The sequence below is a fragment of the Brevibacillus sp. BC25 genome (assembly GCF_000282075.1).
Taxonomy (GTDB): Bacteria; Bacillota; Bacilli; order Brevibacillales; family Brevibacillaceae; genus Brevibacillus.
In genome coordinates, this window is the sequence record NZ_AKIX01000128.1 from 152048 (window position 1) to 164032 (window position 11985).

At 47.0% G+C, this 11985-nt stretch carries 12 protein-coding genes; 2 read left to right on the plus strand and 10 right to left on the minus strand.

Features of this window, described 5'->3' with window-relative positions; all coding sequences use genetic code 11:
• Positions 1-41 precede the first annotated feature (41 nt).
• The 7 genes from PMI05_RS27855 to PMI05_RS27885 all read right to left on the minus strand — a co-directional run bounded on the left by PMI05_RS27855 (position 42) and on the right by PMI05_RS27885 (position 5566).
• Positions 42-794 carry a glycosyltransferase family 2 protein gene (locus PMI05_RS27855; protein WP_039961536.1) on the minus strand — a complete coding sequence of 251 codons (753 nt, stop codon included), beginning with the start codon at positions 792-794 and terminating at the stop codon, positions 42-44.
• A complete protein-coding gene (locus PMI05_RS27860) occupies positions 754-1629 on the minus strand; it encodes a glycosyltransferase (protein WP_007729226.1) in 876 nt (291 codons plus the stop codon). Before PMI05_RS27860 ends, PMI05_RS27855 begins: the two co-directional genes overlap by 41 nt.
• A gap of 187 nt (positions 1630-1816) precedes the next feature.
• Positions 1817-3034 (minus strand): D-alanyl-D-alanine carboxypeptidase family protein, encoded by a 1218-nt coding sequence (locus PMI05_RS27865; protein WP_007729227.1) that lies wholly within the window; start codon positions 3032-3034, stop codon positions 1817-1819.
• 71 nt (positions 3035-3105) lie between these two features.
• Positions 3106-3921 carry a GTP pyrophosphokinase family protein gene (locus tag PMI05_RS27870; protein WP_007729228.1) on the minus strand — a complete coding sequence of 272 codons (816 nt, stop codon included), beginning with the start codon at positions 3919-3921 and terminating at the stop codon, positions 3106-3108.
• Positions 3922-3935: 14 nt separating this feature from the next.
• On the minus strand, positions 3936-4811 hold the full coding sequence (locus tag PMI05_RS27875; protein WP_007729229.1) for a M23 family metallopeptidase: 876 nt from the start codon (positions 4809-4811) through the stop codon (positions 3936-3938).
• 104 nt (positions 4812-4915) lie between these two features.
• The gene (locus PMI05_RS27880; RefSeq protein WP_007729230.1) at positions 4916-5173 is read right to left on the minus strand and encodes a hypothetical protein; all 258 of its coding nucleotides are present in this window, start codon (positions 5171-5173) and stop codon (positions 4916-4918) included.
• Between the two features lie 186 nt (positions 5174-5359).
• Entirely contained in the window at positions 5360-5566 is a 207-nt protein-coding gene (locus tag PMI05_RS27885; RefSeq protein WP_007729231.1) for an alpha/beta-type small acid-soluble spore protein, read from the minus strand.
• A gap of 249 nt (positions 5567-5815) precedes the next feature.
• Here PMI05_RS27885 and PMI05_RS27890 point away from each other — a divergent pair, with 249 nt between their 5' ends.
• On the plus strand, positions 5816-6694 hold the full coding sequence (locus tag PMI05_RS27890; protein ID WP_007729234.1) for a 5'-3' exonuclease H3TH domain-containing protein: 879 nt from the start codon (positions 5816-5818) through the stop codon (positions 6692-6694).
• A 59-nt stretch (positions 6695-6753) separates the two neighbouring features.
• Here the strand turns inward: PMI05_RS27890 and PMI05_RS27895 are convergent, their stop codons facing one another.
• From PMI05_RS27895 to PMI05_RS27905, 3 genes are all read right to left on the minus strand, one after another.
• Complete coding sequence (locus tag PMI05_RS27895; protein WP_007729235.1) at positions 6754-7053, minus strand: MarR family transcriptional regulator; 300 nt, start codon at positions 7051-7053, stop codon at positions 6754-6756.
• Between the two features lie 157 nt (positions 7054-7210).
• Positions 7211-8929, minus strand: coding sequence for a hypothetical protein (locus tag PMI05_RS27900; RefSeq protein WP_007729237.1), 1719 nt, complete (start codon positions 8927-8929; stop codon positions 7211-7213).
• Between the two features lie 12 nt (positions 8930-8941).
• Positions 8942-10243, minus strand: coding sequence for an AAA family ATPase (locus PMI05_RS27905; RefSeq protein ID WP_039961572.1), 1302 nt, complete (start codon positions 10241-10243; stop codon positions 8942-8944).
• A gap of 234 nt (positions 10244-10477) precedes the next feature.
• Here PMI05_RS27905 and PMI05_RS27910 point away from each other — a divergent pair, with 234 nt between their 5' ends.
• Entirely contained in the window at positions 10478-11872 is a 1395-nt protein-coding gene (locus tag PMI05_RS27910) for a hypothetical protein (protein ID WP_007729239.1), read from the plus strand.
• The last annotated feature ends 113 nt before the right edge of the window (positions 11873-11985 follow it).

Sequence of the window (11985 nt, forward strand, 5' to 3'; positions counted from 1 at the left end):
AGCGATACCGACAGATGGCATCGCCTCGTCAACGGTTTCATTCATTTAAGGGACATCACGTAATCCATTGCTTCCAGGTGATCTCCCAGGATCGTCTGGTTAACGCTCGGTTTATTCTTTCTTTGTGTCGCTCTTTTTCTCGTAAGCTTTGCTGATGCAATGTAATGAGATGGCACGACTCGCAATTGATTGTGTAGAGCAATGGCGTGCGCAACGGCTGGTACGACCAAATGTTGAACGCCGATGATAGAGGCAGCTTGTCGCGTCATGGCAAAAGGTAAATCGTACATCGAGGAAGTTCCGAGTTCATATTGTGAAACCAAGGTATTGAGAAATGTCTTCGCTAGCAAAACGGTATCCGGTTCTATTGATGGTTGTCGAAGTGGCGTCATGCATTTTCTCAAGGCGATGTCTGCTCCGCGGTAACACGTTCTGACAAAGGACTGCATGTCATTTGCAGCAACCACGTGATCTGCATCGAGAAACAACCACACATCTCCTGTGGCCTCCTTGGCACCAATTGCTCTCCATACATCTTCCCCTAAAGGAAACGGGTACACAAACGCTGTGAGTGGACAAGAGGAATACGTCAGTATCTTTTTCACCGATTGATCCGGGCAGCCATCCACAACGAGTACGATTTCCATGGGCCTGAGCTTCTGGATTTGTTTGAGTACTTTTTTGATCGTCCGCTCGTGGTGAACAGAGAGGATGACACTTAATCGATTTAAATTCTGGCATTTTTCTTTGCCATTAATGTTCTCTTCTCTGCGATTTTTTGTGGGATCTCGCATATTTCGCTTTGCGTTTGCCACCCCATCCACCGCCCTCCTTTACACGCGATTCCAGATGATAGACCGAGCGCAAATGCAGAACACCTGATGAATCCACCAAGTCGCGGTGTCGTTGTCCATCCTGATCTGCGTGTCGCAGCTTCGTTCCAACCGTTAGTAACTGGATTGCCTTCGCATGCTCCCGATAAATCGTGCGGATGTCTTTTTGTACGATATCACGAGTGGCTGTTGGTAGTTTTTCCGAGGCAAACGGGGCAATTGTTGTTATTTTGAGCCCCAAGACGGACGCTTGAACCAAGGCAACTGCCGGATTGCATAAAGTCCCGGAACCAATTGCCTCCAGAGCATTTCGGCTCAAGGCAAATGGAATATTTTCAAAGGAAGCGGAGCCCATTCTTTTTTGACCAAGAAGATGGTTCAACAAGCAATAGGCACTTCTTGGTGAACGCTTTCCTCTTTTGGATACCGAGCGGTCCGAGCATGTCGTGATAATGACATCTGATCCCTTTTTGACCATCGTGACATATTTCTTCAAGTATAAAAGAGGCATCGCGAGGCGTTCGTCGATAAAGAGGACAACGTCCCCTCTCGCGTGAGCAGACCCGATCGCTCTTGCCTCATGGCTGTCTACATCCAAACCGATTGAAATGACTTGTGCCCCCCATACATTGGACATCATAGCCTCTTGGGAGCTCACTCTGTTGCATACGACGATTACTTCCGTGTGTGGATTTATTCTTTTGACAACAGAGAGCAGTTTTTTCATATTCCTGGCGTTGTCACTTATTGGGATGATGACGGACACGGCAGGGTGATCATAGATTCGGTTGTCCATCTCGCTCCCCCTCACCAGATGATAAATGATTACTCTAATGTACGCTCGTTTTCCACGATTGGACACGGCATCTATCCCTCACAACTCAACAAGAGATGACCTGCTTGGAACACTCGCTTTCACCAACGTTTCGCAAAAAAACAGGACGCGCATATTGCCACGTCCTGTTGTGATTCTCATTTTCGTATTAATAGAACCGCCGTTGAAGACTGCGCTCACGAATTCGTTTATTCCTCTGTGCACGGGAAAACGTATATACGATTAAGAAAAGGTTCATTCCTAACCAGACGATTAATACGCTATAGCGAGCCATTGGATGCGTGTTGTCGCTTTCTAAATCCCCAAACACAGTAGCAGCAGGAGCAGGCGGATCATGACGAAGCAACGGATAAGAGACGGCCAGGTTGCCAGCCTGGACAGATAGGTTCCCATCTGCTTTTAGCTCTACCAAAGGCTCCACACCTTTGGGAACCGTCGCATACAAGTCCTCCTTGGCTGAAAAAGTCACAACCGAGTTGTTACCAGGAACAGCTACTTCTGAAAAAGAATCCCCTTTTTTGGCGATTGGTTTGGTCTCAAATCCTTGAAAACCATAGTCCAGTAGCTTTTTCACATCTTTGTATGCATTTGCACTCGTAGAGGCCTTCATCGTGACAGCGATGAACTCCATTTCACCACGCTTGGCGGAGCCTACCAGCGTATGCATCGCCTGATCAGTAAAACCGTTCTTGATTCCCGTCGCCCCTTCGTAATCGCGCAGGAGCTTGTTGTGATTCACCAATACCGTTTCCCACGTTTGTCCATGCCAAGGCAGCCGCTTCGTACCGACAATTTCCCTGAAAACGGGGTTTTTCATCGCGTACTGCGAAATTTTGGCCATGTCAGCAACAGTCGTGTAATGATTCGGATCATGCAGTCCGTGTGGATTGGTAAAATTCGTTTCGGTGACACCTACTTTTTCTTTCAAATAGGCGTTCAAATCCACTGCAAAACGTTCTGTCGTCTGGCTCATATGCTCAGCAATCGCTGTACCAGCGTCATTACCTGAATTCATGAGGAGACCGTACAACAAATTGCGTAGGGAAATCTGTTCTCCCTCTTCCAAATAGACACGTGTTCCTTCTTCACGACGTGCTTTTTTTGAGACAGTGACAGTGTCATCCAGATTCCCTTTTTCTATCGCGTAAATACCTGTTGCGATTTTTGTAATACTAGCAGGGTACAACTTCTCATGAGGGTTCTTTTCAAACAAGACTTGTCCCGTTGTAGCATCAATCAGAATGGCTGATTGTCCAGTGAGAGTGCTAGGCTCCAGGCTTGATGACTCCTCGGCAAAAGCGGAAGGCATGCCAAGGTTGAACAAAACCATCACCACAACGAGTAGGTTCGTTAGCAAAAAGCGCATGTTAGTCAATATCCTTTCCTACTTTGTCGCGTTCTTTCAAGTTACATTTGGTCTGTAGACAACAAAAGACGTTATTTCAACCGGATCCCCAACAAATCGTGAATCATTTTAAACTTAGGATTGTCCGCAAAAGCCTCTTCGAACCCACTGACATGTTCTCTGTACAAGGCCGCAGCAGAATCCAAATCTTGCTTGACGTACAAGGAAAATATTTCTTCCAATTTTTCTTCCAGTGTCGTATCAACTTCTGCTGGTGTGAGAATTTCTTGACGCAAATTGTTCATCAACACGTCGAGCTGATGTGTAATCACGGACGCCTCATGAAGCTGCTCCAACACATCTGTCGGAATGTTGCCCGCATACTTGTAGCGCAGTTCGTGTTCATTCGTCGCCCAGAAGTTCATTCCCAATGTACGGATTTGGATCTCGCAAAAGAGTGTTTTCTTTTCGCTGCCGTGGTAGACCGTATAAGAAACAATCATGTGAATACTTCTGTAGCCGGAATCCTTTGGAGCTGCGATGTAGTCTTTGACATCGTGAATGACGATATCCTCCCGCTCCTGCAACAACTGCAGCACCTCGCGCACGTCGTCTACATAGCGGCATACGACTCGAAGGCCCGCGATATCCTGGACTTCCTTGGCGACGTCACTTTGCCAATGATCTCCCAAAAAGTCGATTCCTTTTTCGTTCGCCTTCTTTACTAAACTGTCGACTTTTTTCACTCGTCCGACAACAAATTCAATAGGAGAATAACGGCCGCTTTTTTGAAAGCCGTATTTAATTCCTTTTAATTTTAACTTTAGCTCTTCAACTGCCTGTTCATACGGCGCCAAGAAATGAACCATGTTGTTGAGCACTTTGCTTGGCACATTTGTGACTCTCATGAAGACACCTCCAATTACTTCCAGAGGAAAGGTGATGCATCAAAAAACGGCTGCGGATTTACATACGTATTACCCACTAACATGCCGTAATGAAGGTGAGGACCTGTAGAAAAACCGGTGCTACCCATTTGTCCAATCACCTGTCCCTGTTTCACTTCTTGCCCTGTCTTGACATCTAGCTTGGACAAGTGAGCATATATGGAAAAAATATTTAACCCGTGATCGATGATGATGGTATTGCCTGTTAAGTATAAAGAGTCGGCCAGAACCACTTTCCCATGGTTGCTCGCCCAAATTGGCGTTCCTGTTTTGTTTGCAATGTCAATCGCCGAATGCCTGTTGGCTGCTACACCATTTACTACGCGTTGATAGCCGAATGGAGTCGTTAATTTTCCGACTGCTGGCTGTTTAAACGGCTCCGAGAAATACGGAATCGCTCTCGAGTTGGACCTAGCTGCATTGATCTTTTTTTGATCTGCATTGATTCGATTCGTATCCTGTCGCATTTTGTTGAGTTGTTTACTTACCGTGAGCTTGTCTACTTCAAATTTTTTCGGTGCGATTGTTACAGATACGGAAAGTTTTTTGTCAGCAGATGTAACTTTATAGGTGCCCGCTTTCGTGTTAAAAGGAATCGGGATAAAACGGGCATACTCATCCTGTGTCTTTTGCAAACGATAGTTCTGAGAGAATACCGTTACGGTTTGTGGCTCTTTACTGCGTACAAAAATAACGTCCCCAGGATATGTTTTGGCTGGTGTTACGCTGATCGCTGGTTGCTGTTTCGTTGTTTGGGCGTAAACCCCTTCTGCTGTCTGGCTGAATATGCTTGTCCCAGAGACGAGCGTCAATGCTGTGACCAACATGAGACTAACCATTGATTTGAACATAGACATGCTCCCTCCCATTTTCTAGTATAACAAAACACACCCCGAAATGAAAAAGAAAAAGAAGGCTAATGAGCTAGCCTTCTCCAATCATACCAAATGTATTCTTATTGTTTCTTCGAATAATCCGACATCATTTCCATGATGGATTGCACGCCTGTCAGCATTTCGCTTGCACGTTTGGTTTTTTGCGAGATGCCTTCAAAATCAAGCATCCCCTTTTTTCGATCGTTCCATCTTTTAAACAATTCTTCCGCCATATCGGGGTTGCTTTTGACCGCTCTAATCCGCATGGAATCTTCGAGAACCCACGCTTCAAATTCGGGATGCTTTTTTAAAAGCAGCTTTACTTCTTTTTTCTTCATAGCCGGACGTCGCTCCTTTCCACTGGACAAACGAGGATAGTTAACTGTTCGTTACACCATATGACTAGTCCGCGATTGTGCTTGTGTGTTTGCACCACACAGGAAAGAAAAGGGCTTTTCATGGTAAACATAGAAAGGCCCCTAAAAAGGGACCTCTCTTCATCCAGCTATTTACTTGTCAGTTCGTTAGACTTGACGGCCTGCCATTTGTTGCTCAGCAAAGCTCACCAGACGCTTGGTAATTTCGCCACCAACAGAACCGTTTTGGCGAGAAGTAGTGTCTGGTCCGAGATTTACACCGAATTCAGATGCAATCTCATACTTCAGTTGATCCAAAGCTTGGTTCGCTTGAGGAACTACCAGATTGTTGGTGCCACCTTGGTTGTTAGCCATGATTGATTCCTCCCGACGCGTTTTTTCTCCCGGGACGGGTTTGAACCGTCAGCGTTTTGCTTCTCGCCTTGAGACCGGAAGTTGATTTCAAGAGGTGGTTGTTGACCTCTTGTGGTACTATCATCCCACGGTAATAAAAGTACATGCACGTTTCCTTACGATATTTCAGTTGTAAAATCTGACAAGGTTGTCCCGCTCCTTTATGCTATAATGGTGCGTATAGTTTGGTAGTGAGAGGGGCAAGGTTTTGTGAGTGATTCAGGAAAAGTACTGCTCATCGATGGCATGAGCTTTTTATTTCGCGCCTTTTATGGTTCTGCTTGGGGTGGAGCCTATCGCCAGACTTCAACAGGTGTGTACACAAATGCAGTTTATGGATTTACCAAAATGATGCTTGATTATGTAGAGTTAACACGTCCTACTCATCTCGTGGTGGGCTGGGATGTCGCTTCACGCGAGTCTTTGGTGCGCAGTCAATGGTATGACGGCTATAAATCCAATCGTCAAGCGGCACCGGATGAGCTCATTCCACAATTCGATTTGGTAAAAGAAGTAACGGATGCGTTTTCGGTTCCGAACATTGGTTGCCCAGGCTTTGAAGGCGATGATGTATTGGGTACGCTCTCCACACGTCTTTCCGAAGAAGGACACGAGGTTATCATTGCGACAGGTGATTACGATAGCTTGCAGCTCGTATCTGAGCGAGTTAGTGTAAAAATCCTGAAAAATGGTGGCAAACACGAACATTATAATCCAGCGAGCCTCTTGGCATTGCGTGGAATTTCAGCTGAACAAGTCGTTGACGTCAAAGCTTTAATGGGAGATGCATCTGACTGTATTCCAGGTTGCCCAGGAATTGGCGAGAAAACAGCGACAAAACTGATTACCGAGCATGGTGATCTGGACAAGCTATATGTAAATCTGGCAAGCTGTACGCCTAAAATGCGCAGCAAGCTGGAAGAAAATCGCGATCAGGTGTACTTGAGCAGAAAGCTGGCTACGATTATCCGGGATGTTCCGGTGGAGTATGCGCTAGAGGATGCCGTGTGGGAATACGATCGTCAAGTGGTTCAGAGCAAATTCGATGAGCTTGAATTCGGTCGTACGATGGCAGCAAGAGTCGGCTAATTGAGTCATGATCATCGGCTGAGAAAAGCGGTCCATCCACTTTTTTTCAGCCGATTACTTTATGCACTGCATAATCGCTCCGTCAGTGAAACCCACACGATTCGGCGATCGGTTCTGTCTCGGAATCTTCGTACCAAATTCTCCTCCTCCAGCCTACTAATTAAGCCTGAAGTTGTGCTGTTTGACAAATCGACAGCCTTACTGATGTCCCCCATTGTTTTTGGCCCGTTTCCAAGAAATTCGAGAATCAATACTTGCTGCCAATTGAGTTCATTTGTCTCTAGCTCTTTTTGTGCAATATTTGAAAATAAGACATTGGCTCCCCGTATAAGCTTGGCCAGCTTGATCAGTTCGTTCATGGTGTCCTCCTTTTACCATTTTCCTTTTGCTAACTACGCTCAGCATAGGCGAAACTATTAAAGAAAAAAGTGGGTAAGAGTTAAACTTTTTCTTAAGCTTCATAAAAAAATCCCGTCCCACATGAGGAGACGAGATTTGGAAGTGATGTCGAATCACTTATTTGGCTGTTTGAAATACATCCAGGAGCAGTCCCGTGTTCTCTTCCCCATCCGCTTCCCAGCTCGTCGCAAATTTGACACGGTGAGAAACGCCCAGCAAATCATACGCTTGTACGAGATGCTGCCTCGCAGAACCCACAATCAAGCTGTGCAAACGAACTTGTTTATGCTGGCCCAAAGAGATGAGCTTTTCTTGGACATAAGGAGAAATGCCCCCTATTCCATCCGTTACCATGACAAAATCTGCTCCACGCCACGCTTGTTCCTTTTCAACCAGCTCGATGGCTCGTTTCATCGGGGCGTCAAAGTGAGTCCCACCGCCAAACGCCATTTGCGCCAGGCCGTAAAAGGCAGGCCAATCTGGCTTCTTGTGATAGAGCGGTTGCTCTCTAATTTCGCCTTTTGCCCCGAACAAGAGGAGGATAAAATCACGCTTTTCCAGCATTGAGAGGGCGGCAAACGTCATGATGAAAATTTGTGCAAGCCGCAGCTTACTTCCGCGCATCGAATGGGATGTGTCCAGCATGCAGATCACCGGACCTTTTGGCGGTTCTTCTACCCATCCCGAGGTATCGTAGGTCATGAGCTTTTGTTCCAGCCATTTGAGCATGAAGTAACTCTCGAAGTCCGGATCAGCGAGAAGCACAGCTTCACCAGGCAGCATGTGTGCAATATCGCCCGATTGCCGCAAATCATAGTATTCCTCAGGAAAATGTCTGGAGCGAATTTCCTTGCGCTTCACACGAAAGCGATGGACTTGTCTGCCTACCTCGTTCAGAAAAGCGACCAGATCAGGATGTCGCTTTAATTTTTCAATCCATTTCAAATACTGCTCAAAGCTTTGCCTGCGCAGCTTGCCAAGCTCATGCCCCCAGCTTCGGTTGGCAAAACGTTGACTGGCTGTAAATACCTCTTCAACAAAAAGCGTATCGAGTTCTTCAGCGGAAAGCGTCGCCTTTAATGATTGCTCCAGCCATTGTCCCAGCTCTTTTTCAAAAGCAGCGATCGCTTCCTTCTCTTGCTTTTGGAGTCGATCCAATTGCTTTTCGCGTTGGGCGAGCTCATCCTCCAATTTTTTCACCTTTTGCAGGAGCTTGGTCCGTTTCGTGAACTGGACTTTCATTTCTTCTTGCAACTCAGTAATGCGATTTTGCAAAGACAATACCTCTGCCCGCACTAACGGCTTGGTATCCATGACCTCTTGCTTATCTTCCACGACCCGCTTCCCCTGTTGAAGTGTATAACCAACTAACTCGAGCTTGGCCTTTTGTTTTTCTGTCAGTAGCTCGGAAAGCTGTGCTTGTTGACTTCCTTCCTCGCCTTGCTGGTCTTTCAAGCCAGTTAAGAGCGGAGAAAGCCGTTGATCCTTCTCCCGCTGCTTCACTTCCTCAGAAAACGTCTCTGTCAACCACAGCAAGGCCTTGATTGCGGTTTTGAACGACGCGCTTTCCTGCCCGACTGTACGAGGATGAATCATGCGTGTAAAATACTGCTTCATGAGCGTACGAATCATCCACTGATGAAAAGGAGTAGATTCTTGCGTCAGGTCGATCTCCGGCTTTTCCAAATAAAAGACGAGGAAAAAATCGGCCAATAGATCTAAATCAAACCATGCTGCTCGTGCCCGCGCCTCATGAACCCATTCCTGAGCGGTGCGCGAAGAAGCGAGGTACGTTTCAAATACATAGCGATCAACACCGCTAGCGCGAATGATCATTCGAACTACCCCCTACAACGTAAAATCATAATCCGCCCCGGGGATTTCCTTGTCAAAAATCGTCCGATACGTGCGCTGTAGCTGCTGCAAAATCCGTTCGCCTTCAATTCGCAGGTACGAATATTTGACCGCGTATTTTTCTATATGCGGAATCAAGCGGTTTTTTTCCAGGACATAGGCATGCAGATCGTGCTCCCGCTTCTCCCACTGAATGAGACGATTACGCAAGTCTCGCGCCGTCTCTTCTATCTCATCGCGACTCTCCTCCAACAAACGGACATTGCGCTCCATCGCTTCCTTGCCCAGCTTTGCGCCCACTTCCTTTTTAAACTGGAACGCATGCAGCTCCGATTCTTTTTCCTTCCATTTATCTGCAATTTGTCCGAAGCGCTGGAGTGGCAATTCATTCTCCATATCATTCTTCAGCATTTCCGTAAATTGTTGTTCAAACGCTTCTTGCATGACCGTCAAGTCCTCAGGAACATTCCACAGCATATGCGGAGTGAAAACCGTGTCCCAGATTGTCACCTGGTCACGTCCTTGCAAGGCAGCAGAAGTACGCCATACATGCGCAATTTTGCTCCAACGACGGTCTGAGAGCACATACTCTTTTGCTTCCAGGTCTTGTTTTAGACGGTATAGAAAATAAATGATGGTTTCTGGAATGACCACATGCTTCGCTGCCGCTTGAATATCCTTCACGTCATAGAGAGAGAACACAACAGGAAGAGGCGTCGTTGGCAATGAAAACATGCGCTCATAACTGGAAGCATGCTTCAAATAGTGAACCTCATAGCGGAACAGGAAGCGGTCATAAAGAGCGGTCAATTGATCATCGTCATCGGGAAGTTCATTCGATGCAGCGATTAAGAACTGCAACGGAACCTCCTCTTTTTCTCTGCCATTGAAATAAATTCGTTCATTCAATATAGAAAGCAGCGCATTCAGAATCGCGCTGTTCGCTTTGAAAATTTCGTCCAAAAACGCAAACTGAGCGTTGGGCAAATAGCCTGCTGTTTTTCGTACGTATTGATCCAGCTTCAATTGTTGAAGAGAGACTGGACCGAATATCTCATCGGGAGTCGTAAAACGGGTAAGCAAATACTCGAACCAATGTTCCGATCCGAAAAGCTGAGAAACAGATCGTGCTAGCTGAGACTTGGCTGTTCCCGGCGGACCGATTAACAAAGCATTTTCCCCGCTCATGATGCCAAGCATTAAAAGGCGAATCAATTCACTTCTTTCCAGGAAACGACGTTCCAAAAGCTCAATTGCCTGGTCCATTTTACGTTGGATGGGTGTAGTCGAATTCATCGTAGTTGGCTGCACGACGTACTGGTTAAGGACGTCGATGTGCCGATCCCCCTCTCTTGCTTGGAACCCAAGTATTCGTCACTCATTAATAGTGGCATATCATGTACAAAAATGCCAGTTTCCCAGTTGATTCATTCGTCCGCTCTACGGTGCGCGTTCACCCATGGCCTATTTTTCGCATATATTGTCACATCAAGGTACTTTCATCGGAGTAACGAAAAAGGAGGGTGCGACATGGGAATCGAGCTTTTGTGGATACATGGTGTGTATGTCTTGTTCGTGATCGGCATTATTCTCGTAATGGTTTTGCGAAAAGATACGAGTCTGATTAGTATCGTAGGCATAGCGATCCTCGGGTTCGTCGCGACAGGGTCTGTGACAACTGCCGTCGGCGGAATATTCGGCAGCTTCATCTACGCGATTACCGAGCTATTGCCGACGATTTTAGTTATCTGTATCATCGTTGCCATGAGTCACGTTTTGACGGATACGGGCGTAAATGAAACGATGATTCGGCCGATGACCCATTTGGTTCGAAATCCTACATTGGCTTATTGGGTGATCGGGATCGTCATGATGGTCATTTCCTGGTTTTTCTGGCCTTCTCCAGCTGTCGCACTGATCGGTGCTGTGATGTTGCCCGTGGCATTGCGCGCTGGCCTGCCGGCGATGGGTGTCGCCGTTTCGATGAACTTGTTTGGACACGGAATTGCACTGTCCGGCGATTATATTATTCAAGGGGCTCCCACTTTAACGGCCAAAGCCGCAGGACTTCCTGTCTCGGACGTGATTTCGGCCAGTGTCCCGCTCGTTATCATTATGGGCGTCGTGACGACTGCAATCGCATTCTGGTATTTGAAAAAGGACATGAAGCTCGGCGTGCTTGCGTCTCCCAAAGAGACAGTCGTACCCGATGATGTTTTTACTTCCGCACGAGTCCCGTTGTCAGATGGCGTGCGTCGTACGTTAGCTGGACTCGTACCGGTCTTATTTATCCTCGATGTCGTGGCCATGTTTGCTTTTGATTTACGCGGAGGCGATGCAACGGCGCTTGTGGGCGGAACCGCCTTGCTCATTCTCATCATCGCAACGATGCTCGCGTACAAGCAAAGTGGTTTCGAGCAAGTAACCACACATCTCATTCAAGGCTTTCAGTTTGGCTTTAAAGTATTTGGTCCGGTCATCCCGATTGCTGCTTTCTTTTATATGGGCGACAGTGGGTTTATCAAGGTGTTTGGGGAGGTCCTGCCACAGGGTTCACACGGAATCGTGAACGACCTCGGCGTGGCGCTTGCACAGACGATACCCATTAACAAGGAAGTAGCTGCTCTTACTGTATCCGCAGTAGGGGTCATTACAGGGCTGGATGGCTCAGGGTTTTCGGGTATTACACTGGCTGGCTCTTTGGCTCAACTATTCGCAACAGCTTTGGGTGCTGGTGCGGCTACGTTAACAGCGCTAGGACAAATTGCCGCCATCTGGGTCGGCGGTGGAACGATCATTCCTTGGGCATTGATTCCTGCTGCGGCGATTTGCGGAGTAGACCCATTTGAGCTGGCGAGACGCAATCTGTATCCCGTGGCGATCGGACTTTTGGTGACGACAATCGTGGCGATGTTTCTTCTGTAAAATGTCGGTATCTATACGAAAAAGCGAATGGTCACGTGCCATTCGCTTTTTTGTAGGTTATGTTATGAGAGAGACGAGTTTTCTCATTCTGTTTTTCTCCGAGACTCATACAC